Below are 23,742 nucleotides of genomic sequence, written 5' to 3'. Positions count from 1 at the left end.
TCATCGCCCTGCGCGTGCTCCAGGGGGCGAGCGCGGGGGCGGCGACGATCGTCTCCCGTGTGATGGTCCGCGACATGTTCGCCGGGCGCGAGGCCCAGCGGCTGATGGCCGAGATCATGATGATCTTCTCCGTCGCCCCTGCCCTCGCGCCGGTCCTCGGCGGCTGGATCCTGCTGCTGGGCACGTGGCGGTTCGTGTTCGCGGCACTGGCCGTCTACGCCGCGCTCCTCATCGTCCTGACGGCCCGCCTGCCCGAGACCCTTCCGCCGGATGGCCGCATCCCCCTGCGGGTCCGGGCGATCCTCGGGGCGCTGGCCCGCGCGGGCCGGTCGTGGACGCTGTGGCGCCTGGCCCTGGCCAACGCGTTCGGCTTCGCGGCGCAGTTCGTGTTCATCGCCTCGGCGGCGATCTTCGTGACCGATCTGCTGCACCTCGGGGAGCAGGACTTCTGGGTGATGTTCGTGCCGCTCATCGTCGGGATGATGTCCGGCTCCTGGATCACCGGCCATGTGGCCGTCGACCGTCGCCGCCTCATCACCATCGGCTTCCTCGGCACCGTCGTGATGTGCCTGGTGAACCTCGCGCTCGTGGCGCTGGCGCCGACGCCGACGGGGGAGCTGGGCTGGCCCGTGGCCGCGGCCGTCATCGGCCCCGCGCTCATCGCCTTCACCGTCGCCCTGCTGTTCTCGCCCATCCAGCTCGAGGTGCTCGACGCCTTCCCGCACGAGCGCGGCTCCGCGTCGTCGCTGGCCACGTTCGTGCAGCTGGCGATGAACACGCTGCTCGCCGGCGTCGTGGCCCCGCTCGCGACCGCGAGCCTGACGACGTTCGCGCTGACCGCCCTCGGCTTCGCCGTCGTCGGGACGGTGCTGTGGGCATGGGACGCCCTGGCGACCGAACGGCCCGCCGCGAGCGCGTGAGTTCACGGAGATGGGGGCGGCCCGCTGATGAGGTGCGACGGCGCGGCCTACCGACGAGGCTCGCGTCAGGCGCGCCGACCGGTCCGGGCGAGAACGCGCTGCTGCGTGCTCGCATCTGCCCCCACCTCGAGGGCCGGGGCGAAGATGCCGGGAAGATACGCGGCGTCCCCGTAGCCGTCGATCGCGTCCTCCATCTCGACGAGCTCCTCGGCCGTGAACTCAACGTCCTCACCCTGCGAGCGTGCGAGGTCCCAGCGATGGACGAGCAGGTCGAAGCCGTAGAAGCGCAGCAGAGTCTCGCCGATCGTCGTCGGCCCGAAGAACCCGTCGAACACGGTTCCGATGAGCGCATCGTCCTCGATCACCCGGTCCATCGCCGCAGCGTGCTCGGCCCAGCGCGGCGTCGGATCCTCGGCCGAGATCGGGGCGAGGGGATGCCCATGATCGCTCAGGACGTCGCGCTGGGTGCCGATCACGTGCTCGAGGACATCCCGAGCGGACCAGCCCTCGCACGGGCTGGCTGCCTCCCAGTCGGTCACGATGGCGACGGTCTCGGTGAACGGTCGGATCTGTCGGAGCCAGGTCTGCTGGACGGTGCTCATGGGGTGCTCCCGGGTCGAAGGGACGATGCGCCGACGACGCTAGAACCGTGACCCACGGGCGGTCTTGTACTTTCCCGACAGCTACCCTGCGACGCATGGGGACCCGACCGACCGACGACATCGAGCCCGCACATCTCCGCGACGCCGCGGATCGCACGTTCTCGATCGCACGGTACGAGGCGCCGCCGCACCTGTCTGCCTGGTTGCGCCGCTTCTGGATCCCGGTCTGGGATGTGCCCGAGCAGCGCTCCTCCGTGCAGTCCGTGCTGCAGCATCCCGTGTGCATCGCCGTCACCACGCCCGCCTACTCGCGTCTGGCTGGACCCGACCGGGGGATCTCCCGCACCGAGCTGCGCGGTCGCTCGTGGGCCCTCGGCCTGCTGTTCGCGCCTGCCGCTGGCGTCCACCTCGCGGGAGGACCGGTCGGCGCCCTCACCGATGGATGGCGAGATCTCGATGATGTGCCGATCGCGACCGGCCTGACATCGCAGGTCCGGGATCTGATGACGGACGATCCGCTGGATGAGCAGCGCCACGCGCGGGTCAGGAGCCTGTGGGAGGAGCGTCTCGAACGCCTCGGCGATCCCGACGAGGAGTCCCTGTTCGTCAACGAGATCGTCGGCATCATCGAGACCGACCGGACCATCCGCTCGGTCGCGGCGCTGAGTCGTCGCCTCGACATCTCCGAGAGGTCGCTGCAGCGCCTGACGGTGCGTCGGCTCGGCCTGAGCCCGGCCTGGCTCGTGCGCCGCCGCCGACTGCATGAGGCCTCTGCCCGCCTCCGTTGGGGCAGCGAGTCGCTCGCGGAGATCGCCGCAGAGCTCGGCTACGCCGATCAGGCCCACTTCTCCCGGGACATCAGGACGGTCACCGGCATGACTCCCCGGCAGATCATGCGCCGGGGCAGAGCCGACCAGCAGACGGCGACCGAACGGCCTGCTGCGAGGGCGTAGGCTCTGCGGTGAGCACGGGAGCCCGGTGAGCCGGGCTGAGAGGGAGTTCTCCAACTCCGACCGTAGAACCTGACCCGGATCATGCCGGCGGAGGGAGCTTCGCCGGGCGATCGCCGCCCGCGCCCGTGCCGCCGCATGGAAGGCACCGCGTGGCCCCCGAACCCCGCCAGGAACAGGGCGCTCCCCGCCCCGAGCAGACTGACACTCGCTCCGAGCAGGGCGCTCCCGCGCCTGCTGACCCGACCTCCCAGCCCCTGACGTTCGGCGTGGGTGCCCGCGTGACCGCCTCGGTCATGGCCGACGACTACGTCTCCGTGATCCTCGGAGCCCTCGCCGACATCGACACCGCCGACCTCGTGATCGAGACCGGCGACGTGTCCACGTACGTCGGCGGCTCCGAGGCCGACCTGCTGCGGTACCTCACCGATCTCGGCGCGGGCCTCGGCGCGAGCGGCCGCCACGTGTCCCTCGCGGTCGCCCTGTCCCGCGGCTGCCCCGGCGAGGTCGTGTGCGCGCTGCCCGGCGGCGCCGGCCTCCGCGTGGTCGAGCCGCCCGCGGCCCGCCCCACCGGGATCCGCGCGAGCGCCGAGTGGGCGCTGTACCCGCTGGCCGATCCGGTCCCGGGCGCGAACGGTCCCGACCCGGACCACATGCGCGACATCTACGCCGCGATCGACCAGGCGAAGGACCGCGGCACGTTCCGGAAATCGGAGCACTTCGTGACCCGTCTGGAGGGCGACCTCGGCGATGTCCTGGCCACCGTCGTCGCCGGCTGGGTGCTCGCAGGCCGCAGCGTCCAGCACGTCACCAGCCACGTGACGATCTCCCTGAACAGCCCGTCGTGGGCCGATGCCGCCGCCACCTCGACCGATCCCCAGGAGCAGACCCGATGAGCACCGACCCCACCGCCACCGCGGGCGGCCCCGCCACCACCGATGCCGTCGCGACCGACGAGCGCCCCGCCCGCCGTCCCCTCGGGATGAAGGACATCGTCCTCATGGTGGTCCTCGGCGTCGTCTTCGGCTTCCTGTACTGGGTGTTCGTGCAAGCCTGGACGGCCCTGTCGGTCGCGATGGGCCCCGCCGGAGACTTCGCCCAGCACCTCCTGGCCGGCTCGTGGCTGCTGGTCGCGCCCATCGCGATCGCGATCCTGCGGCGCCCGTTCGTCGGGATCATCGCGGAGATCCTCGCCGCCGTGATCGAGGTCGTGTTCCTCGGCAGCCCCGTCGGCCCCCTCTTGCTGATCTCCGCGTTCCTGCAGGGCCTCGGCTCCGAGATCCCCTTCGCACTGGGTCGCTACCGCCGCTTCGGGTGGGCGCGCTACGCGCTCTCCGGCCTGCTCGGCGCCACCCTCGTGTTCTTCTGGTCCGCATTCCGCTTCGGCTGGTTCGGCCAGGACATCCTCATGCTGCGCCTGGTGGTGCAGGCGATCTCGGGCCTCGTGCTCGGTGGCGTCCTGGCCAAGGTGATCGTCGACGCTCTGGCCCGCACCGGGGTGCTCGCGAACTTCGCGATCGGGGACGACGGGACGCGCGTCGCGCGCCGTGAGCGCTGAGAGCGGAGCCGGCGCGACGGTCCGTTGCGAGGCGGCGGCCCCGGGCACGGGTACGACGACGATCCGCGCCCAGGCGCTCGAGATCGTCCTGCCCGGCGGGGATGGCGTGGGGCCCTGGACAGCGACCGTCGAGGCGGGGGAGTCGCTGCTGGTGGTCGCCCCGTCCGGGGCGGGAAAGTCCACGCTGCTGCGCGCGCTCGCCGGGGCGATCCCGCAGCATGTCCGCGGCCGCGTCACCGGGAGCCTGCACGTCGCGGCGGCGGACGGGACCGGCATCGACCCCGTCGCCGAGGGCGTCGCCGCGACCGCCCGTGCTGTCGCGATGCTCGGCCAGGATCCCGCCACCGGCGTGTGCCTGCCGACCGTCGCCGACGACCTCGCCCTCCCGCTCGAGTCCCGCGCCATGGACCCAGCGCTCATCGGCTCCGCGATCGCCAGCGCCCTGCGGGCGGTCGGAGCCGAGCACCTCCGCGACCGTGAGGCGGCGACCCTGTCCGGTGGGGAGTTGCAGCGTGTGGCCCTCGCGGGCGCGCTCATCGGCGAGCCGTCCGTGCTGCTGCTCGACGAGCCCACGGCGATGCTCGACGGGCACGGGATCGCCGCCGTCCGCTCGGCGCTCGCGGCGGTCCCGCCGCAGGTCGCCACCGTTCTCGTCGAGCATCGGCTCGATGAGTGGGGCGCCGATGACCTCCCCGGCCGCACGCTCGTCCTGGACCGCTCCGGGCGGGTGCTGGCCGATGGGCCGACCGCCGACATCCTCGCCGAGCACGGCGCTGGCCTCGTCGCCGAGGGCTGCTGGGTGCCTGTTGCCGACGAGCTCGCGGCCGTCGCGCCCGAGCTGCTGGAGGCCAGCGCCGACGGGGCGACCGGGGCCGGTGCCCGCGGCGCGGTCGACGGTGCAGGTGGCGGTGCGGGTGGCGATGGCGTGCCGGTTCCCGCCCGCGCTGATGCTCCGGTCGCGGGCGCGGCCGCAGCGCCGGCGGATCGTGCTCCGTCAGCGCCCTTGCTGTTGTGCGCCCGCGACCTGACGCTTGCTCGTGGCGGATGCGGCGCCCGTGGCGGCCGTGGCGGTCACGATGACCGTGGCGGCCGTGGCGGCCGTGGCGGCCGTGGCGGCCGTGGCGCCCGTGGCGCCCGTGACGTCCTGACCGGCGTCGACCTCGACCTCCGCGCCGGGGAGGTGCTCGCGATCATCGGCTGCAACGGCGCGGGCAAGTCCACGCTGCTCACGGCGCTGGCCGGACTCGAGGCCCCGCGCACCGGCACGGTGACGGGGGAGCGGGCCGGGTTCGTGCCGCAGAACCCCGAGCATCTGTTCATCGGACGCACCGTCCGCGATGAGGTCGCGATCGGCGACCCGGCCGCGACCGATGCCGCCCTCGCGCGCGTGCGCCTCGCCGACCTCGCCGACCGCAGCCCCTTCACCCTGTCCGGCGGTCAGCAGCGTCGCCTCGCGATCGCCGCGATGCTCGCCCACTCCCGCCGCGTTCTCCTGGCCGATGAGCCCACCATCGGCCTCGACCGTGCCGCCACGGCCCAGGTCATCGCGATGCTCCGCGGCGTCGCCGCCGACGGAGGGGCGGTCGCCATGACGAGCCACGACCTGCGGGCCGTCACCGCGTGCGCCGACCGCGCGGCCGTCCTCGCCGAGGGACGCCTGCAGGCCGTCGTCCCCCTCGAGGAGCTCGTGCGCGACCCCTGCCTGCTGGCCCTGGCCGGGATGCGGATTCCGCCGCTCGTCGCGCGCGTGATGGCCGCGGACCTTCCGCTGCGCGGCACCCTCGAGGACCTCGGACGCCGCGGGGCGAGGGCATGAGCGCCGCGCCCGCACATCGGAGGCACGGGCGGGCATCTGAGGCGCCGCTGCCACCCGCTGCCGCCGGTGCGCGAGGGGAGAGGGGACATGACTCGTGGCTGGGCCGACGCTGCCCGACCGTGGTCCTCGCCCTGCTCGTCGTGCTCTCGGCAGCGACTCTGCTCGTCCTCGACCCCGTGCCCCTCGCCGTCCTGTATGCGGCGCTTCTGGCCGGGATCCTCGCGACCGCCCGCATCGGGCCGCTGCGCCTCGCGCGCGCCCAGATCCCGTTCCTCCTGTTCGGCATCGGCGTCGTCCTCGTCAACGCGTTCACCCGCCCGGGCGTGGAGCCGTGGCCGCAGCTGCCCGTCCGCGTCACCGCCGAAGGGCTCGTGATCGGCAGCGCGCTCGCCCTGCGCACCCTCGTGATCGGGGCCGGTGCCGTCGCGTTCGCGCACGTCACCGAGCCGCGGCGCCTCATGGTCTCCCTCATCCGCCACGCCCGCCTGAGCCCCCGCTACGCCTACGCCCTGCTGGCCGGGCACCGCATGCTGCAGGACCTCCCCGCGCAGTGGCGCCAGCTCACCCGAGCCCGCATCATGCGCCGCCCTGAGCCCGCGCCGCTGCGGCGCGGCCGGTACCGCCTCACGCTGCGCGAGCAGGCGTCGTGCGCGTTCGCCCTGCTCGTCGGCGCGATCCGGGCCTCCGAGCGCATCGCCTTCGCCCTCGAATCGCGCGCCCTGGCCTCAGGGCCGCGCACCCTGTGGCGCCCTGTGCCGGTCACCTGGCGCGACGGGGCGCTCGCCGTCGTCGTGCTCGGGACGATCGTCGCGGTGCTCCTCGGCGGGGTGCTGTGTGCCTGAGCGTCAGCGGTACACATCGGCGCGGTGGTCGATCGCGATGATCGTGACCGTCTCGTCGATCCGGTAGATGATCCGGAAATCCCCGCGGCGCGCACTGTGCAGGCCCTGGAGCTCGAACCGCAAGGGTTTGCCCACCCGCGGAGGGTTCTCCGCCAGGGGACCGTAGATCACTTCGGTCACCGCGGTCGCGACCTTCTCGGGCAGGCGCTGCAGTGAGCGTTTCGCGGTCGGTGTCCAGGCGATCGCCCAGGCCATTGGCGTCAGTCCCGGAGCAGGGCGAGGGCGGCGTCCCGGTCGAGCACGCTCGCATCTCCGTCAGCGGCCTCGGCCGCCCCCGAACGAATGTCCTCGCACAGCCCCGGCCGGCTGAGAACGGCGAGAGTCTCCTCCAGTGAGGCGAGATCCTCGGGGCTGATGAGGACGGCAGATGGCCTGCCATGACGTGTGATCACGACACGATCATGCTCGCGCTCGACCTGGTCGACCACCTCGGAGAGGCGGTTGCGGACGTCGCGCAACGCCATGGATTCATCGATCGTCATGATGCCCACCCTATCGGTGTGGCCACAACTGTGGCTACAGAATCAGGCCGCCGCCTCGACCGCCGCCTTGAGCGACCCCGGGGTGTACAGGTCGTCGGCCTCATGGAGCTTCCCGTTGACCTCGATCGTCGGCGTGCCGTAGTCCTTGGCCTTCGCCTCGGGCTCGACGACATCTTCGAGGTAGGGGATGTAGGTGCCGTCGGTGATCTTCTGATCCACGGCGTCGGAGGCGCCCGCGGTGTGCGCGAGCTCGATGAGCTTCTCGTCGCTCAGCCCCTCCTCGCCCTCTCCGGGCTGGTTGGCGAACAGCTCCTCGTCCATCGCCCAGAACAGCTCCGGGTCCTCGTCGTACACGGCCAGCGCGGCGTTCGCGGCGCGGCCCGAGTAGCCCTGCGGCGAGCTCATCGTGTCGAGCATCGGGCGCACGTGCATGCGCACCGTGTACGCGTCGTCGTGCGCCATCGCCTTGAGGTCCTCGCCGTTGGCGTCGGAGAACTGCTTGCAGTAGGGGCAGAGGTAGTCGCTGTAGACGTCCACGATCGTGTCGGACTCCGCGCCGTCGCCGAACTGGATGTACGGCTGGCCTGCGGTGACGCCCGACGGGGTGGTGATGCCGCCCGCGGACTGCTCCTCGTGCTTGGCGAGGTTCGCGATCCCGGTCACCGCCAGGACCAGCGCGAGGATCGCGCCGAGGACGATCAGCAGGCAGCCGCAGCCCAGGACCCACGGCCACGGGGAGCGCTTCTTGGGCGCCGTGGCCGGTGCGGCGGGTGCCGAGCCCGGGGCGGGTGCGGCGGGCGCGGGGCTCTGCGCGGTGTCCGGGTGGGGGGCCGACGCCTGGGGCGCCTCCGCGTCGGAGTTCTCGGGCATCGGAGCAGGGCTGGTCGGGTCAGTCGACACGGGGTCTCCACGGGTCTCGATGGTCAGGTGGGCAAGCGCGTCGACGATTCCGGGCGAGAGCCGGAGGAGAGTTAGAGCCGACGGTGTGTCCGGACCCCATTGTCGCGGAGACACCGTCGGCGCGGTGCACCCGCCCCCGGGTGCGAACCTCTGCGGATGAATCTAGGGGCCCGGGGCCGGGCGTGCCCGGGACCAAGGTCTCGCGAGGTGTGCGATCGGTGCGCGACCAGGCCCGATGCCCCATGGATCGGTCGCCGGAACCTGTGGCGCGGGTGTCGGCAGCCCGATCCGGGGAGGGGGCGGCGGTGCGTTCGACGGTCTCGTCCGCGGCGCTCGGGGAATTAGCTTCTCGGGGGCGGTGCTCGGGGAGCGCGGCGGTGGGGTCGGCAGCCGGAGGCAGTCAGATGGGCGTGGCCGGCGGCGAGATCGTCGAAACGAACCAGAACGCGTCGCGAGACGCCCGAAACGAGCCACTTCCATGGCTCGTTTCAGGTGTCTCGCGGGGGAGGAGGGCGGGAACCGGACGCGGGCGGCAAGGGGCGGTCACCACTCACGGGCGGCAAGGGGCGGTCACCACTCACGGGTGAGGACGTCCCAGGAGTCGCCCGTCACGGCTCAGAAGCGACCGGAGAAGCCCGACGGGCGGTCCCCACCTGCGCCGTCGGCACCCGTGCGCCCGGCATCGTCCGTCCCCGGGCGCTTCAGTCCGACCCCCTTCGCCGCGGCGTCCTTGAGCCGGGCCGTCTTCGACGCTGTCCCCTCCGTCCCTTCCCCCGTCGACTCCGCAGCCCCTCGGGCCGCCCCCATGCGGGGTGCGTTCTTCGCCAGGCTCTTCCGCAGCGCCCGTACGGCCCCGGCGATGTCGCCGGCGGGTGCGGGGCCGCCGCCGGTCGGATCCGCGGAGCTCGGCGCTGGCGCGGACGCATTCCCGGCGGCAGAAGCATCGTTGTGCACGGTCGCGTCGGCGGCGTCGGCGGTTGCATCGTCCTGCCCGGACGAATCCCCGGCGTCGCCGCCTGCATCGTCCTTCGCGGGTGCCCCCGGGACGGCACGCGCCGCTTCCTGGACAGCGGCACCCGTGTCGGGAGCTACGGCGGTCGACGCCTCAGGGGCGACGGGGCGGTCGGCGGTGTCGGACATCGGAGTCTCCTTCCGGCCGACGGCGGCGTCGGCGCTCTCGGGGCCAGTCTCCCACCTGCGCCCCGCCTCCGTCAGTACCCGTACGCCCCGAACTCCGCCTCGATGCGCTCGCCCTCCGCGCCGTCGGCCAGGAGCACCTGCAGCAGCAGGCGGGCGGCGTGCGGCGAGAGGGCCCCGGCCATCACGCAGCCGTTGCGGATCAGATCCACCTCGCTGCCGGGGTAGTCGTAGTGGTTCATCGACGTCCCGCCGCTGACCACCCGGGTGGCGATGACCACCGGCACCCCGGCATCGGTGAGGCGGCGCAGGCGCGCGACCGCGAGCTCGGGCACGTGCCCCATGCCCACGCCCTCGATCACGAGGCCGTCGAACGCGCCCGCCGGGAGCAGGTCGAGGAGCTCGGCATCATCGCCCTGTCCGAGCGCGAGCACCGGCACGCGCGGCAGCGTCTCCGGGAGGTCGCCGCCGATCAGCGCGGAGCGCTCGGTGGGCCGGTAGACCAGGCGGATGTCGTCCTCGCCGACGATCGCGACCGGGCCCGACGGCTCCGAGGCGAAGGCGTCGACGCTGCGCGAGCTCACCTTCGACACGCGATCGGCCAGGTGCACGAGCCCGTCGAACACGACGAGCGCCCCGAGCCCGCGGGCCGACGGCGCGATCGCGGTGCGCACCGCGTCGTGGAGGTTCGCGGGCCCGTCGGCGCCGGGCGCGTTGGACGGGCGCATCGCCCCGGTCAGGACGATGGGTGCCTCCAGGTCCCAGCAGCGGTTGAGCAGGAACGCCGATTCCTCGAGCGTGTCCGTGCCGTGGGTGACGACCACGCCCGCGAATCCGTCGGCCACGGCCTCGCGCGCGAGGCGGAGCACGGTGGCGAGGTGAGCGGTGCGGATCGACGGCGAGCCCACGTTCGCGACCGCGCGGTGCGTGGCCGCCGCTCCCGCGAGCGACGTGGTGACGACGTCCGCGCCCGCCTGCGAGGTGGGGGTGGCGCGCAGGCCGGCCTCGTCCTGGGACATGGCGATGGTGCCGCCGAGGGAGAGGACCAGGACGCGCGGGGCGCCGGGGGCGGGTGAGGTCTCGGCAGGGCTCATGCGGGGCTCCCGATGCGGGTCAGGCGCACGACGACCTCGTCGTGGCGGGTGTGGGGGAACATGTCGACCAGGCGCGCCCGGTCGATCCGGTACGACGGCATCGCCGCGAGGTCGCGGGCGAGCGTGCGCGGGTTGCAGCTGGAGTAGACGACGTCCGGGACGCCCGACGCCTCGATCCACGCGGCGAGCTCGGCGGAGATCCCGCGGCGCGGCGGGTTCACGATCACCACGTCCGGCGCGCCGGTGCGCTCGGCCTCGGCGATCGCCCAGGCGGTCGCATCCTGGGCGTGGAACGTCGCGATGACGCCCGCGGCCTCGGCGGCCTCGCGGGCGGCGATGATGGCCTGCTCGGAGATCTCGACGCCGACGACCTCGCGGACAGGTGGTGCCGATGCGGGAGACGCGGCGTCCGTGTCCGTGTCCGTGTCCGTGTCCGGGCCCGTGCCTACGTCCAAGCCTGTGCCCGTGCGTGTGCTCGCGGGGCGCCCGGCGCAGGCGAGGGCGAAGCCGCCGACCCCGCAGTACAGGTCCCAGATGCGCAGAGGGTCGTCGCGCGGGGCATCGTTCTCGGCGACCTCGTCGACCCAGTCCGCGACCTGCGCGTACAGGCCGCCCGCGACCGCGGTGTTCGTCTGCAGGAACGACCGCGGGCGAGCGTGTAGCGTCACCGGGCCCATCGTCACCGGCAGGAACTCATCGCCCGCCAGGTGGATCTCCTGCTCGCCCTCGAGGGTGGCGACGTGCTCGGGGTGGATGTTGGCGGAGACGACGGCGACCTGCGGCTGCGCCTCCAGCAGGCGGGGGAGGTGCTCGCGGATGCGGTCGAGCGCGCGCTCGCTGCGCAGGACGAGACGCAGCATCATGCGGTCGTCGGCCCCGACGGTCACGTGCACGAAGCGGATCTCCCCGCGGTGCCGGGCCGCGTCGTACGGCGGGACCTGGGCGCGGCGGATGAGGGTGCGCACATGCTCGAGGAGCTCCTCGACACCCGGCGGGTACAGGGGGCAGTCGGCGAGGTCCTCGGTGCCCAGGAGGGCCGGGTCGGCGCCGACCTGCCCCTGCCCCTGGATGCCGAGGATCGGGGCGTTCGCGGTGCCCGTGACCACCATCTTCGCGCGGTTGCGGAAACCGGCGTCGGCGCTGGTCAGCGGTGCGCACCAAACGTCGTCGCGGGCGCGGTCGGCCTGGCGCGGCAGGACATCGGCGTCGGTCGCGACACGGGTGCGGTCCTCGGGGCGCCCGCTGCTGTCCCTGGTGCGCCCGCTGCTGTCCCCGTCACGCACGATGAGGAACGGCGCCAGGAGCTCTCGCAGCGCGGCATCGGCGTCGCGCACCTGCTCCCCGTGGGGCAGGTCGAGGAGCGTGCAGGACCGGCAGGTCCCGGCATCGAAGTGGTGGCAGCGCACGCGCCGAGTCTAGGGGGAGGGGTGCCGGACGCCGCGTCCCCCACTTGAGGAATTCCCCAGTCGGGGATATCGTCGCGCCATGACCCACGACGACCAGGAAGCGCGCCCTGCTGATCCCCGCGGTGCGCCTTCCGACGACGCGCCCTCCAGCGACGCGTCCTCCAGCGACGCGTCCTCCGACGACGCGCCCTCCGACGACGCGCATTCCCGTGGCCCCCGTTCCCGCCCCGCACGCCCCCAGGGCGCACCGCGCGACGCAGCGGGAGGCGCCCCGGCACCCCGCCCCACCGGACGACGACCCGGCGAGAGCGGCACCCGCGAGGCGATCCTCGACGCCGCCCTCGACCTGTTCGCCGCCAACGGCATCGACGCCACCTCGATGCGCGCCATCGCGGCCCGCGCCGGCGTCGACCCCGCCCTCGTCCGCCACTACCACCGCGACAAGGAATCACTGTTCGCCCAGGCCGTGGCCGACCGTCTCGAGCTCGCCCCCCGCGTGCGCGGCGCCCTCGCGGGTGATCCCGCCGGGCGCGGCGAGCGCGTCGCCGCCCTCTACCTCGGACTCTGGGAGGACCCCGACGTGCGCCCCGTGCTGCTCGCGCTCGTCCGCTCGGCCACCACCTCGGAGCACGCCGCAGAGATGTTCATGCAGACCATGGCCGCGCGCATCGGCCCCGCGGGCAGCCCGCCGATGACCGCGCAGCGCGGCATGATGCTCGCGGTCAGCCACCTGATCGGCGTCGCGATCGGCCGGCACATCATCCGCATGCCCGCCCTCGTGGACGCCCCGCTCGACGAGCTCGTGCAGGAGATCGCCCCCGCGATCCAGCACTACCTGGACGCCACCCTCGCCGACCACCCCACCGCCCGGACCGAGGCCCCGTCATGACCCATCGCCCCACCCACCGGCGCGACATCGAGGCCGACGCGGCCCCCGCCGCCGAGCCCGTCATCGAGACGCGCGCCCTGACCAAGAGCTTCGGCCGCTCCCCGGCGCTGCGCGGCCTCGACCTCGAGGTCGCCCGCGGCGAGGTCCACGGCTTCCTCGGCCCCAACGGCGCGGGGAAGTCCACCGCCATCCGCGTGCTGCTCGGACTGCTCAAGGCCGACGGCGGCACCGCCCGTCTGCTCGGCGGCGACCCCTGGAAGGACGTCGTCGCCCTCCACCGCCGTCTCGCCTACGTGCCCGGCGACGTCTCGCTGTGGCCGACGATGAGCGGCGGCGAGGCCATCGACCTGCTAGGCGGCCTGCGCGGCGGCCTCGACCCCGCCCGTCGCGCCGAGCTGATCGAGCGCTTCGAGCTGGACCCCACCAAGCGCGGGCGCCAGTACTCCAAGGGCAACCGGCAGATGGTCGCGCTCGTGGCCGCCCTCGCCTCCGACGCCGAGCTGCTGATCCTCGACGAGCCCACCAGCGGCCTCGACCCGCTCATGGAGAACGTGTTCCAGGAGGTCGTCGGCGAGGCGAAGGACCGCGGCGCGACCGTGCTGCTGTCCAGCCACATCCTCGCCGAGGTCGAGACCCTCGCCGACCGCCTGAGCGTCATCCGCGACGGCCGCATCGTCCGCACCGGCACCATCGCCCAGATGCGCGGCACCGCCCGCACGCACATCACCGCGACGCTGGACCGCGAAGCCTCGGCGGAGGCGCTCGCGCTGCTCGACGACGTGCGTCTCGACGGTCGTGCGCTCGCGGCGAGCATCCCCTCCGACCGGATCGGGGAGGCCATGGCCGCCCTCGCGCCGTCCCGCCTGAGCGACCTCGTCGTCTCCCCGCCCACGCTGGAGAGCATGTTCCTGCGCCTGTACGAGGACGCCGATGGGAGCGCGAGCGCGGAGGAGGGTGCGGACGCGGGCGACGCGCCCTCGCGGGCGGCCGAGCCCGACGTGCGACAGCGGGCCGTTGAGCCCGACGCGCCCTCGCGGGTGGCCGAGCCCGGCACGCGACAGCGGACTGCCGAGCCCGACGCGCGTTCGCGGACTGCCGAGCCCGACGTGCGCTCGCGGGTGACCGGGCCTGACGCACGTTCGCGGGCGGTCGAGCCCGACGCACTCTCGCAGGCGGCCGAGCCCGACGGGTCCGTCCGATGAGCGCCCCGCTCACGGGCGTCGGCCCCCTGCTCCGCGCCTCCCTCACGCACGACGGCCGTCGCTTCGCCCCCTGGGTCGCGATCGTGACGCTGCTGTCGGCGTCCTCGGTGCTGCTGTACCCATGGCTGTTCCCCGACACGGTCGACCGCATGGGCTTCGCGGCGGCGGTCGGCTCCAATCCCGCGATCAGCCTGATCTTCGGGCCCGCAGAGGACCTGCTGAGCACCGACGGCTTCAACGCCTGGCGCAGCCTGTCGCTCGGCGGCTTCGTCACCGCGCTCGGCGCGATCCTCGCGGTGGTGCGGGCCAGCCGCGCCCAGGAGGACTCCGGGCAGGCCGAGCTGCTGGCCTCCTCGGTCATCTCGCGCTCCGGGCGGTTGATCGTCGGCGTGCTCGTCGCGATGATCGGCTCCCTCGCCGTCGGGGTCGTCGCGGGCCTGGTCACCTGGGCCTGCGGCGGCGAGCCCGGGCCCACCGCCCTGCTGTGCGCGACGTTCGTGGTGACCGGCTGGATGTTCGCGGCGCTCGCCGCCGTGGCCGCGCAGCTCGGCGCCGAGACCCGCACCGCCACGTCGATCGCCGTCGGCGCCCTGGGCGTCGCCTTCATCGCCCGCGGTTTCCTCTACGCGATCGACGCGCCCGACTGGCTCGTCTGGCTGGACCCGCTCGCCTGGATGACGGAGACCTGGCCGACGGTGGAGGACCGCTGGTGGCCCCTCCCGCTCGGGCTCGGACTGACCGTCGTGCTGCTGGCGGTCGCGTTCGTCCTGCAGGCGCGGCGCGATTTCGGCGGCGGCGCGATCGGCCCGCGCCCCGGCCCGGCGACCGGCCGCATCCGCGGCGTCGCAGGTCTCGTGCTGCGAGCGCACCGCGGCGCGATCATCACCTGGCTGTGCGTGGCCGCGGGCCTCGGCATCGTCTTCGGCTACCTCGCCACATCGGTGAGCGACATCCTCGCGGGCGACTCCGCCGTCCAGCAGGTGCTCGCGGCGGGCGCCGCCACCCCCGATCAGCTCATCGGCCGCTTCCTCGTGACGATCCTGAGCCTCGTGGGCATCATCCTCGCGATTCCCGGCGTGCAGATCATGCTCGCCGTGCGCTCCGAGGAGCTGGCCGACCGGGCCGAGCCGGTGCTCGCCGCCGCCGTCGCCCGGCCCCGCTACTGGGGCGCGAGCGCGCTGCTGGCTCTGACCGTGACCGCCGCGTGCACGCTCATGGCGGGCACGGAGATCGCCCTGCTGGCTTCCTCCGCGGACATCGGCGCCGAGCTGGGCGACACCCTGCTGCAGGCGGTCGTGACCGTGCCCGCCGTGTGGGCCGTGGTCGCGGTGTCGATGCTGGTGGTCGGCGCACGGCCGCGCGTGCTGCCGGCCGCCTGGGTCGGCGTGATCGCCTCTTTCGGCCTCACGCTGCTGGGGCCCTCGTTCAAGCTGCCCGACTGGGCGCTCGGCATCAGCCCGTTCTGGCACGTGCCGTCGATCGCGGGCGACGAGGACGGATGGGGGCTGCTCGGCGTCGCCGCGGTGGCCCTGCTGCTCGCGGTCATCGGCCTGGGGGGCTTCCGGCGGCGGGACCTCGCGACGCGCTGACGGGCTCGGCCTGGTCCCGTTGCCGCCGCGCCCGCCCCCAGTCCTTCCCCGCGCCCTCCCGCTGTTCTGGTCAGTCGTGGTCGCTATCGGGCGTGGATGACGACAACGAGTGACCAGAACGCGGAAGAGGGCGCGCCCTCGAGCGGCCACTCGTGACCAAAACGCACCGGGGCCCTCAGCCCCCGTATCCCTGCGCGCCCGCGACGCCGCACACCTCATGGGCCAGACGCGTTCCCGCCCGGGCGGCGTCCCGCAGCGATGCCCCGGCGGCCAGGGCCGCGGCGGTCGCACCGACGAACGCGTCGCCCGCACCGGTCGTGTCCACGACGTCGGTGGGGATCGCGGGGACGGTCTCGGAGCCGTCGACATCGAGCACCACGCTGCCCTGCCCGCCGAGCGTGACCACCACATCGCAGCCGTGCATTTCGTGGAGACGGCGGGCCGGGTCCTCCGCGCGATCGCCGAGCAGCATCTCGGCCTCGGTCTCGTTGACCACCAGCACGTCCACGAGCGGCAGCAGGGCCGAGGCGTCGGCGGCCGGGGCCGCGTTGAGGATCGTGCGAGCGCCCTGCTCACGAGCCACGGCGAAGCCGGCCGCGATCGCGTCCTGCGGGATCTCGAGCTGCGCGACCACCACATCGCCTTCGCGGCACGGGGCCAGGGCCGCCGTCGCGTCCTCGGGGCCGACGGTGCCGTTGGCGCCCTCGAGGATCACGATGGAGTTCTCCCCGGCCGCGTCGAGCTGGATGATCGCGGTGCCGGTGTCGACGCCCTCGCGCCGGACGACCGCCGATCCCACGCCCCGCCGCTCGAGGGTCGCGGCGAGCATCGCCCCGCGGTCGTCGTCGCCGACGGCACCGATCATGACCGTCCGGGCCCCGGAGTGCGCGGCGGCGACGGCCTGGTTCATGCCCTTGCCGCCGGGCGACAGGGTGCTCGACGTCGCCGACAGCGTCTCGCCCGGGCGCACGATCCACGGCACCGCGAGGGTCATGTCGGCGTTGAGGGAGCCCAGCACCCAGACTCTCGGGGCTCCCTCGGCGGGCGGGGTGATCTGCGTGTCCGAAGCCGAGACCGAGTCCGGGACCGGGGCCGCATCTGAGGATGGAGCCGGAGCCGGAGCCGGAGCCGCGTCCGAGACCGAGACCGGGGCCGCGTCCGGAGATGGAGCGGGGGCCTCGCCGGGCGCCTGGGCGGTGGGGGTGGCAGAAGCGGCGGGAGCGGTGTCGTCGGAGCGCATGGGCGCGTCCTCCTCGTCATCGAGCGGAGCGGGGCGCCCGGCGTCGGTCGGGACGACGGGCGTCGGCCGGGACGACGGGCGGATCACCCGAGGCTACTGCCGTGCAGGGGCCGGCGGCAGGGACTCCCGGCGCCCGCCTCCTCGCCGGTCTCCGGTCGGAAGGACGCGTGTTCTGGTCAGCCGTGGCCGTCACGCACGGCGCATGGCGGCCACGGCTGACCAGAACACGCTGTGCAGCCCGGCTCTCCTCACCGCCGGGGCCGCGTCACCCGCGCCGTCGCCGGGGCCGTCCACGGGTCCTCGGGCCACGGGTGCTTGGGGTAGCGGCCCCGCATCTCGGAGCGGACCTGCTGGTACGGGCCCGACCAGAAGGAACGGAGGTCGTCCGTCACGGCCAGCGGCCGCCGCGCGGGGGAGAGCAGGTGGAACAGGACGCTCACGCGCCCGTCGACCAGGCGCGGCGTCTCGGCCAGGCCGAAGCACTCCTGCAGCTTGACCGCGACGACGGGCCTGCCCGCGGGATCGTCGAGGGCCGGGTACTCGATCCGGATCGCGGACCCGGACGGGACGGCCAGGCGCTCAGGGGCCAGCTCGTCGAGGCGCGCCGCCTCCGGCCACGGCAACAGGCGCCGCAGCGCGCTCACGACGTCGATCCGGTCCAGGCGGTCGCTCGGACGCATACGGGCCAGGTCCCCTCCCAGCCACTCCTCGAGGCGCTCCAGCAGGGCGGCATCGTCCATCGCGGGCCACGGCGCGCCCAGCTCCCGGTGGATCAGGGCGAGCCGGCCCCGGAGTGCTAGGGCGGCATCGGACCAGGTCAGGGCGGCCAGGCCGTTCTCCCGCAGATGCGCCGCGAGAGCAGGGCCGACGTCGGCGGGCTCGGCGGCGACCGGTGTGGAGGCCAGGGTGATGGCGCCGAGGGAGCGCTCGGCGCGCACGCTGATCCGGCCGGCATCGACGCGCGCTCGGCGCCGCTCGGAGGCGAGCGGCGCTCCCAGGCGCAGGGCCGTCTCCTCGTCGAGCGGTGCGGCGGCGCGGATCACGGCGCCGGTCCCGTCGGCGGCGCGCCCCTCGGCCCGTTGCACCTCCCAGACCGCCAGCCATGTGCTCTCGCGCAGCGGCGAGCCCTCGGGTAGGGCCGCGCGCGTGCCCGATGCCAGCAGGTAGGAGCGGGAGGCGTCGCCGGTGCGACGGGCGATCCGCTCGGGACGCGCCAGGGCGATGAGCGTCCCGGCGGCGTGCTCGAGCACGTCGTGCTCCCGTCGGGACGGCATGGACGCACGGTTCGCCGCGCCGGAGCCCTCCCGCCGACCGGGCGTGCCGGGTGGGCGCCCGCCCTCCGCGCTCATGCCCCCTGTCGGGAGCCCGGTCTCCTGCCCGCGCGCGATCCGCGCCAGGCGCTGGACCTCCCGCCGCCAGCGCTCCGCCCCCGGGGCGCGCCCGGACCGCAGGGCGACCAGCAGCGACGGCACGTCCGCCCCGTCGGCGCGATGATCGTCGGACAGCGCCGCGACCACCTCGGCCGCCCGCTGCGCGTCGCCCAGCTCCCGCGTCCCCGCGAGCAGGGCGCGGGCCTCGCGTACCCCGATCGGGAGCGTCGAGACCGCCCGCCCCTCCGCGGTCGCGCGGCCCTCCGCATCGACCAGCCCGAGGCTGCGCAGCGTCGCCTCGGCGTCGGCGATCGAGGCGGCGGGCGGCGGCGTCAGCAGGGGCAGGCCCTCGCCGCGCGGCGTGCCCCAGCAGGCCAGCAGCAGGGCGGCATCGGTGAGGTCGGCGGCCGTGATCTCCGGCGGGGCGCTCGGGGCCATGCGCGCCACGTCGGTCTCCGAGCACGCGCGCACCGCCGTGCCCGGTCCCTGGCGGGCGGCGCGCCCGGCCCGCTGCTCGATGCTCGCCCGTGAGGCGCTCACCGTGACCAGGCCCGTCATGCCCCGCGCGCGGTCGCGACGCACCTCCCGGGACAGGCAGGCGTCGATCACCAGGCGCACGCCGGGGACGGTCAGCGAGCTCTCCGCGAGCGCCGTCGACACCACGATCCGCGGCCCCTCGCCCTCGCGCCGGCCCGACGTCGCCCGGTCCTGCTCGCGGGCGGGCAGCCGCCCGTGCAGGGGGAGCACCTCGGCATCGGTGAGGGAGCGCAGGCGCCGCACCGTCTCGTCGACCTCGCGGGCACCGGGGACGAACACGAGCGCGTCGACGTCCCCGGCGTCGCGGTGCTCGCGGGCGGCGGTGCGAGCCAGGTGATCGAGGTAGTCGCGGGAGACGCCGCGGGCATCCAGACGGGGCCCGGCGGGCGGGGCATACCGGATCTCGAGGGGATGCAGATCGGAGGGCACGTCCACGATCGGCGCCGGCGCGCCGCCGTCCCCGCCGAGCACGGCGGCGACCGCCTGCGCGTCGAGCGTCGCGGACATGGCCGTGACCTGCAGGTCCTCCCGCAGCTGGCGGGCATCGGCGAGCATGCCCAGCAGCAGATCGGTGTCGAGGGAGCGCTCGTGGACCTCGTCGAGGACCACGCACGCGACGTCGTCGAGGCCCGGATCCGCCAGCAGGCGCCGCAGCAGCACGCCGGGCGTCATCACCTCCAGCACCGTCGCGGGGCTCACGTGCCGCTCCCCGCGCACCGTGTATCCGACGGCCTCGCCGATCGCGGACCCGTCGAGCTGTGCGATGCGCCGGGCCGCCGCGCGGACAGCGACCCGGCGCGGCTGGACCAGCAGCGTCGTCCCGCCCAGCGCCTGCCCCGCGAGATTCGCCAGCAGCGGCGGCACGAACGTCGTCTTGCCCGTGCCCGGGGGAGCGGTCACCACCATCGCTCCCGCGGCGGCGGCCCGGCGCAGATCGCCCTCGGCGCGCGCGACCACGAGCGCGCGGCCGAGCGCCGCGAGGTCGAAGGCGTGGCGCGAGGTCATGCCGCCATCCTCGCAGGGCGCTCCGACCGACGAGCAGCGGTCCTGCTCCGCGGCCCTGCTCCATGCCTGCGCCATGTCGCCTACGCTGGCCGGACGCGCCCGGCCCGGCGCGACGGCGACCGTGCAGAGGGGAGGGGGCAGATGGCGAAGCGACGGACAGGCTCCGGTCCCGGCCCGCGCGCTGCCCGTGCCAACGGAGCCGATCCCCGCCCCGCCGCGCCTGATCCGTCCACCACCCGCCCGAACGGCGCCGATTCCCACTCTGCCGCTCCCCACTCTGCCGATCGCCGCCCTGCCGCGCCCCCGACGGCACCCCGCCCGACGCCCGGACGCCTCGCCGGCACGACGGACCCGGCGCGTCGTGTGCGACCGGTCGACTGGACGGCGACGGGCGCCGCTCCTGCGGCCTCGGACGAGGCGGCGAGCGGTGGCGCGGATGCGGCAGATGCGCGGCAGGATCAGCGGTCCGCGGAAGGACCCGGGGACCGCCTGCCCCGTCTGCGCCGCCGGACCCTCGAGCTCCCGCGCCCACTGCCCGCACCGCCGGCCGCGGCGCTGCACACCCTGGGGCCCGATGACGAGCGCGATGCTCCCCGTCCGCTGCGCATCGACGAGGCGGCGATCCGCCTCGTGGGCATCGGCATCGACGACCTGGCGCGCGACGACCTGGTCGAAGCCGTCGCCGACCCCGAGGACGCCTGGACCTCGGACAACGGCATCTCCGACCACTTCCTGCGCGGTCGCCTGGTGGTGCAGGTGCGCCGGGCCGACAACCTGGTGATCGGCGCTTTCGCGCGCGGGTACGCGCTCGCGGTGCGGCCCGAGGGCGCCCGCACGCTGGACGATCTCGCCGAGCGCGCGGCCGGTGCCGCGGGGCGCTCGGTGCGTCGGGGGCCTGGGACGCGGGTGCCGACGACGCGCCGCGAGCTGCTGGACCGCCTCGAGCGCGAGGGCTTCGTGGTGACGCCGGGATCCGGGCACGGCCGCGTGACGCATCCGGAGCATCCGGGGCTGTTCGTGCCGATGGCCTCGACGCCCTCGGACGTGCGCTTCACGCGCTATGCGGTCTCGCAGATCCGTCGCGTGTTCGGCGTCGACCTGCGCGACTGAGCCGCGGTCACCGAACGGCGGACGATGCCCGCGCGGTCGTCGCGGTGCGCGCGGTCGTTCCGGGGCGAGGGCAGTGGCGGTGCACGGGCGGTGCGAAGGGCAGGAGTGCTGCGAGCAGGCGGCGCGCGGATAGGCGAGCCGCAGGCAGACGAGCTATGGGCAGGAGAGCCGCGAGCGGGCGAGCTACGGGCTGGACAAAGCCCCGCAGAAGGGCCATGCAGAAGTGCCCTGAACAGGAAAGCGCCCCGGCTCGTCCCCACGAGCCGGGGCCATCCCTTTCCCCCGCATCGAGGGCTTCAATGGGCCCTGCCCCCTCCTCAGTGGGCGGGCCTCCCGTCGATGCGTTGGTAGTACTCAACCGCCCCTCCCGGTGATATCGCTGTGCCGCACCTAGCAGTTCCCTGGGAAGGGTGCTCGTTTCCTCCCCATGCACCGCTTCTCCACACCGCCGACAGGCCGCTGGCCTGGACGGATGCCCTCGGCGGAGGCTGGGTCCGAGGCCCCGGATCGGGCCCGTGGAGGAGGTGTGAAAGATGTTCCTGGGATGCGACCCCGAGCAGCTGAGACGGTTCGCCGCACAGCTCGCGAGCATGAGCGCCGGGTTGGACGGGGCCCGTGACGCGCTCGCACACGGCATCGCCGCGGTCGAGTGGGACGGGGAGGACGCTGAGCGCTTCCGCGCTGACGTCGCATCCGGTCTGCTGCCCGGCTTCTCGGGCATGGCGGAGGCGATGCGGCATGCCGCCTCGTCGGCGAGCGAGGAGGCCGCGCAGCAGGACGCCGCGAGCGCCTCCGAGCAGGCGGGAGCAGTCGGCGGGTCCGTCGGCGCGTCGATCAGGGCGACGGCGCCTGGGCGCTCGACGGCGCAGGCCGTCGCGGCATCGACCGGGTCCGGTGCGCGCGCGGCCGCCGACGATGCGGCGCCGCCCCACGACCTGGTGGCGGGAATCCCCGGCATCGGATGGGGCGCCGCCGACCCGGGGCCCGACTCCGATGTGTTCGGTCCGATCCCGGCGGGTCCCTCCCGCGGCATGCTTCGGGACGCCCTCGGGGAGACCTCCGGGCCGCGTGCGGAGCAGTCATGGCTCGACGCGACGGACCTCGGTGCGGCGGCCAGTGCCAAGGCCGGCCCTGTCCCCGCTGTCGCGGCGATCATGGTGGACGCGGTCAACGGGCAGATGGCGCAGTACGAGATGCTCAACGGGGTGCGCGACGGGGACGCGACGGCGATCGTCGACGGGCTCGTGACCGCCCACCTCACGGGGAACGACGCCATGTTCAACGCCCTGGAGCTGACGCCGATCGCACCGGTCGGGGTGATCGGATCGCACGTCTCCGGTCCGCTGCTGGGGAGGTGGAACGCGCTGCGGCGCGAGGCGATCGCCGACGAGGCGGCGGGAGGGCCGAGCCAGGGCTCGCCCGTGCGCTACGTGCTGCAAGCGCCCGTCCGGTACAACGAGGAGATGATCCAGCCGTGGGCCGACGCGCATCCCGGGGCGGTGGGCGATGCGGTCGGCGATATCGGCGACGGTGCGGCCAGGGCCGAGCGCGAGGTCGAGCAGGCGCAGGACGAGACCGTGGCCTGGGTCCGAGACCAGATCTATTGCGTGCCCGGCGCGGAGGAGGCACTGGCTCTCCCGCGCCAGATGGCCGACGTTCCGAGGAGGTACATCCCGGGGCTCCGCGATGAGTGAGCCCTATCGCCCCGCGGCACTCCGCACCCCGCCATCGCACGCCCCGCTGCACCGTGCGCCCGGCGTACCGCGCGCACCCCGTGCGCCCCGCGCATCGGGCCGTGCCCCTGGACCGGACGATGATGCGCCCGGGACGGCCGTGGCCGCAGGAGAACGGATCTCGCCCGGGCACGATCGTCCCGGGGCGGTGCGGGGTTCCCGATCAGGCGGCGTCAGCGCCCTGGGGCGAGGCGGTGCGGCGTGCGTCGCTGCGCCGGTAGATCGACGCGAGCAGGGCACCGGAGAGGTTGTGCCAGATCGAGAACACGGCGGCGGGGAGCGCGGCGGCCGGGGAGAAGTACTGCGCCGCCAGGCCCGCGGCCAGACCCGAATTCTGCATACCCACCTCGATCGACACGGTGCGGGCGGCGCGGACCGGCTGGCGCAGCACGCGCGCGGCGCCGTAGCCCAGGGCGTAGCCCAGGCCGTTGTGCAGCACGACGGCGAGCAGCACCAGCAGGCCGGCCTCCATGACTTTGTCGGCGCTCTTGCCCACGACGGCGGCGACGACGCACGAGATCGCGAGCACGGAGATCCACGGCAGCGCCGGGAGGATCCGGTCGATCACGCGCGAGAAGGCGAGACGCACGATGAGACCGGCGATCACCGGCAGCAGCACGATCTTGACGATGGACATGGCCATGTCCCCGCCGTCGACCGGCATGTACTGGCCTGCGAGCAGCAGGGTCAGGGCGGGGGTGAGCAGTGGTGCGATCAGCGTCGAGATCGACGTCATCGTCACGGACAGCGCGGTGTCCGCGCGGGCCAGGTAGGAGATGACGTTCGAGGACGTGCCGCCGGGGGCGCAGCCCACGAGGATCACGCCGGCGGCGAGCTCGGGCGGCAGCTGCAGGGCCATCGAGATCCCGAGACCCACGAGCGGCATGATCACGTACTGGGCGACCACGCCGATCAGCACGGGCAGGGGGCGCCGTGCCACGAGCGCGAAATCGGGGAGGGTGAGCGTCAGCCCCATCCCGAACATGATGATGCCGAGCAGGACGTTGACCCACGGGGCCATCTGGGACGCGACGCCGGGCACGGCGAAACCGAAGGCGGCCGCACCCAGCACGAGCAGCGGGAAGACGGTGACGGCCACGCGCGCCGAGCTGTCCTCCTTCGCGGAGGCGACGACGTGGGCGTCATCGCCGGAAGTTCCCGGGGACTCGGGATCCGACGGGCTCGAGGATGATGCGGAGGACGGGGAGGGGGAGGAGGGCGTCATCGCATGAGGGTATCGAGACCGTATCGACGACCGAGACGCCGTGACCGCAATGCGAGACGTGACGATGGGGTATGC

At 74.2% G+C, this 23,742-nt stretch carries 20 protein-coding genes, 1 pseudogene and 1 riboswitch; of the genes and pseudogenes, 11 read left to right on the top strand and 10 right to left on the bottom strand.

Going from position 1 to position 23,742, the window contains the following annotated elements:
- A partial coding sequence (locus FM110_RS00615; protein ID WP_143276192.1) for an MFS transporter occupies positions 1-920 on the top strand: 920 nt, incomplete at its 5' end.
- Between the two features lie 65 nt (positions 921-985).
- Here the strand turns inward: FM110_RS00615 and FM110_RS00610 are convergent.
- The gene (locus tag FM110_RS00610; protein WP_087101662.1) at positions 986-1,522 is read right to left on the bottom strand and encodes a maleylpyruvate isomerase N-terminal domain-containing protein; all 537 of its coding nucleotides are present in this window, start codon (positions 1,520-1,522) and stop codon (positions 986-988) included.
- Between the two features lie 95 nt (positions 1,523-1,617).
- Between FM110_RS00610 and FM110_RS00605 the strand changes: the two genes are divergently transcribed.
- From FM110_RS00605 to FM110_RS00585, 5 genes are all read left to right on the top strand, one after another.
- The gene (locus FM110_RS00605; RefSeq protein WP_200810130.1) at positions 1,618-2,475 is read left to right on the top strand and encodes a helix-turn-helix domain-containing protein; all 858 of its coding nucleotides are present in this window, start codon (positions 1,618-1,620) and stop codon (positions 2,473-2,475) included.
- A gap of 4 nt (positions 2,476-2,479) precedes the next feature.
- Positions 2,480-2,588, top strand: a riboswitch (TPP riboswitch).
- 165 nt (positions 2,589-2,753) lie between these two features.
- The gene (locus FM110_RS00600) at positions 2,754-3,368 is read left to right on the top strand and encodes a YkoF family thiamine/hydroxymethylpyrimidine-binding protein (RefSeq protein WP_268802179.1); all 615 of its coding nucleotides are present in this window, start codon (positions 2,754-2,756) and stop codon (positions 3,366-3,368) included.
- On the top strand, positions 3,365-4,030 hold the full coding sequence (locus FM110_RS00595; RefSeq protein ID WP_159457937.1) for an ECF transporter S component: 666 nt from the start codon (positions 3,365-3,367) through the stop codon (positions 4,028-4,030). Before FM110_RS00600 ends, FM110_RS00595 begins: the two co-directional genes overlap by 4 nt.
- Entirely contained in the window at positions 4,020-5,846 is a 1,827-nt protein-coding gene (locus tag FM110_RS00590) for an ABC transporter ATP-binding protein (RefSeq protein ID WP_087101660.1), read from the top strand. The genes FM110_RS00595 and FM110_RS00590 overlap by 11 nt, the downstream gene beginning before the upstream one ends.
- A gap of 47 nt (positions 5,847-5,893) precedes the next feature.
- Positions 5,894-6,688, top strand: coding sequence for an energy-coupling factor transporter transmembrane component T family protein (locus FM110_RS00585; RefSeq protein ID WP_268802180.1), 795 nt, complete (start codon positions 5,894-5,896; stop codon positions 6,686-6,688).
- Between the two features lie 3 nt (positions 6,689-6,691).
- Here FM110_RS00585 and FM110_RS00580 read toward each other — a convergent pair whose 3' ends face one another.
- From FM110_RS00580 to FM110_RS00555, 6 genes are all read right to left on the bottom strand, one after another.
- Complete coding sequence (locus tag FM110_RS00580; protein ID WP_087101656.1) at positions 6,692-6,943, bottom strand: type II toxin-antitoxin system RelE family toxin; 252 nt, start codon at positions 6,941-6,943, stop codon at positions 6,692-6,694.
- 5 nt (positions 6,944-6,948) lie between these two features.
- Positions 6,949-7,230, bottom strand: coding sequence for a type II toxin-antitoxin system Phd/YefM family antitoxin (locus tag FM110_RS00575; protein WP_200810133.1), 282 nt, complete (start codon positions 7,228-7,230; stop codon positions 6,949-6,951).
- A gap of 42 nt (positions 7,231-7,272) precedes the next feature.
- Positions 7,273-8,100 carry a DsbA family protein gene (locus tag FM110_RS00570; protein ID WP_087101653.1) on the bottom strand — a complete coding sequence of 276 codons (828 nt, stop codon included), beginning with the start codon at positions 8,098-8,100 and terminating at the stop codon, positions 7,273-7,275.
- Between the two features lie 645 nt (positions 8,101-8,745).
- A complete protein-coding gene (locus FM110_RS00565; RefSeq protein WP_087101651.1) occupies positions 8,746-9,270 on the bottom strand; it encodes a hypothetical protein in 525 nt (174 codons plus the stop codon).
- A gap of 71 nt (positions 9,271-9,341) precedes the next feature.
- Positions 9,342-10,361, bottom strand: a complete 1,020-nt coding sequence (locus tag FM110_RS00560) for an asparaginase (RefSeq protein ID WP_087101649.1) — start codon at positions 10,359-10,361, stop codon at positions 9,342-9,344.
- Positions 10,358-11,767 (bottom strand): methyltransferase domain-containing protein, encoded by a 1,410-nt coding sequence (locus tag FM110_RS00555; protein ID WP_234991804.1) that lies wholly within the window; start codon positions 11,765-11,767, stop codon positions 10,358-10,360. The genes FM110_RS00560 and FM110_RS00555 overlap by 4 nt, the downstream gene beginning before the upstream one ends.
- 79 nt (positions 11,768-11,846) lie before the next feature.
- Here FM110_RS00555 and FM110_RS00550 point away from each other — a divergent pair, with 79 nt between their 5' ends.
- From FM110_RS00550 to FM110_RS00540, 3 genes and pseudogenes are all read left to right on the top strand, one after another.
- Positions 11,847-12,656: a TetR/AcrR family transcriptional regulator gene (locus tag FM110_RS00550; protein ID WP_087101647.1), complete on the top strand. Its 810-nt coding sequence runs from the start codon at positions 11,847-11,849 to the stop codon at positions 12,654-12,656.
- A pseudogene (locus FM110_RS00545) lies at positions 12,653-13,609 on the top strand (ABC transporter ATP-binding protein); the annotation flags it as partial. The gene FM110_RS00550 and the pseudogene FM110_RS00545, both read left to right, overlap by 4 nt.
- A gap of 245 nt (positions 13,610-13,854) precedes the next feature.
- Positions 13,855-15,447 carry an ABC transporter permease gene (locus tag FM110_RS00540; RefSeq protein ID WP_087101643.1) on the top strand — a complete coding sequence of 531 codons (1,593 nt, stop codon included), beginning with the start codon at positions 13,855-13,857 and terminating at the stop codon, positions 15,445-15,447.
- Positions 15,448-15,622: 175 nt separating this feature from the next.
- On the opposite strand, the gene FM110_RS00535 is transcribed toward FM110_RS00540, so the two are convergent.
- Both FM110_RS00535 and FM110_RS00530 read right to left on the bottom strand, forming a co-directional pair.
- Entirely contained in the window at positions 15,623-16,774 is a 1,152-nt protein-coding gene (locus FM110_RS00535; RefSeq protein ID WP_087101641.1) for a ribokinase, read from the bottom strand.
- A gap of 161 nt (positions 16,775-16,935) precedes the next feature.
- A complete protein-coding gene (locus FM110_RS00530; protein ID WP_087101639.1) occupies positions 16,936-19,599 on the bottom strand; it encodes an ATP-dependent RNA helicase in 2,664 nt (887 codons plus the stop codon).
- Between the two features lie 363 nt (positions 19,600-19,962).
- Here FM110_RS00530 and FM110_RS00525 point away from each other — a divergent pair, with 363 nt between their 5' ends.
- The gene (locus FM110_RS00525) at positions 19,963-20,709 is read left to right on the top strand and encodes a hypothetical protein (protein ID WP_200810129.1); all 747 of its coding nucleotides are present in this window, start codon (positions 19,963-19,965) and stop codon (positions 20,707-20,709) included.
- A 533-nt stretch (positions 20,710-21,242) separates the two neighbouring features.
- The gene (locus tag FM110_RS00520; RefSeq protein ID WP_087101637.1) at positions 21,243-22,403 is read left to right on the top strand and encodes a hypothetical protein; all 1,161 of its coding nucleotides are present in this window, start codon (positions 21,243-21,245) and stop codon (positions 22,401-22,403) included.
- A 202-nt stretch (positions 22,404-22,605) separates the two neighbouring features.
- Here FM110_RS00520 and FM110_RS00515 read toward each other — a convergent pair whose 3' ends face one another.
- Positions 22,606-23,667: a bile acid:sodium symporter family protein gene (locus tag FM110_RS00515; RefSeq protein WP_087101635.1), complete on the bottom strand. Its 1,062-nt coding sequence runs from the start codon at positions 23,665-23,667 to the stop codon at positions 22,606-22,608.
- Positions 23,668-23,742 lie beyond the last annotated feature (75 nt).

It is taken from the genome of Brachybacterium nesterenkovii, from assembly GCF_900163655.1.
Taxonomy (GTDB): Bacteria; Actinomycetota; Actinomycetes; order Actinomycetales; family Dermabacteraceae; genus Brachybacterium; species Brachybacterium nesterenkovii.
This window is presented reverse-complemented; position numbering and strand designations above follow the sequence as displayed.

What these genes read in the sequence shown, in the direction of transcription:
- FM110_RS00610 (WP_087101662.1), bottom strand. Translation starts at nt 1,522, where the DNA reads ATGAGCACCGTCCAGCAGACCTGGCTCCGACAGATCCGACCGTTCACC.
- FM110_RS00550 (WP_087101647.1), top strand. Translation starts at nt 11,847, where the DNA reads ATGACCCACGACGACCAGGAAGCGCGCCCTGCTGATCCCCGCGGTGCG.
- FM110_RS00570 (WP_087101653.1), bottom strand. Translation starts at nt 8,100, where the DNA reads ATGCCCGAGAACTCCGACGCGGAGGCGCCCCAGGCGTCGGCCCCCCAC.
- FM110_RS00540 (WP_087101643.1), top strand. Translation starts at nt 13,855, where the DNA reads ATGAGCGCCCCGCTCACGGGCGTCGGCCCCCTGCTCCGCGCCTCCCTC.
- FM110_RS00560 (WP_087101649.1), bottom strand. Translation starts at nt 10,361, where the DNA reads ATGAGCCCTGCCGAGACCTCACCCGCCCCCGGCGCCCCGCGCGTCCTG.
- FM110_RS00565 (WP_087101651.1), bottom strand. Translation starts at nt 9,270, where the DNA reads ATGTCCGACACCGCCGACCGCCCCGTCGCCCCTGAGGCGTCGACCGCC.
- FM110_RS00605 (WP_200810130.1), top strand. Translation starts at nt 1,618, where the DNA reads ATGGGGACCCGACCGACCGACGACATCGAGCCCGCACATCTCCGCGAC.
- FM110_RS00595 (WP_159457937.1), top strand. Translation starts at nt 3,365, where the DNA reads ATGAGCACCGACCCCACCGCCACCGCGGGCGGCCCCGCCACCACCGAT.
- FM110_RS00580 (WP_087101656.1), bottom strand. Translation starts at nt 6,943, where the DNA reads ATGGCCTGGGCGATCGCCTGGACACCGACCGCGAAACGCTCACTGCAG.
- FM110_RS00520 (WP_087101637.1), top strand. Translation starts at nt 21,243, where the DNA reads ATGTTCCTGGGATGCGACCCCGAGCAGCTGAGACGGTTCGCCGCACAG.
- FM110_RS00575 (WP_200810133.1), bottom strand. Translation starts at nt 7,230, where the DNA reads ATGACGATCGATGAATCCATGGCGTTGCGCGACGTCCGCAACCGCCTC.
- FM110_RS00530 (WP_087101639.1), bottom strand. Translation starts at nt 19,599, where the DNA reads ATGACCTCGCGCCACGCCTTCGACCTCGCGGCGCTCGGCCGCGCGCTC.
- FM110_RS00515 (WP_087101635.1), bottom strand. Translation starts at nt 23,667, where the DNA reads ATGACGCCCTCCTCCCCCTCCCCGTCCTCCGCATCATCCTCGAGCCCG.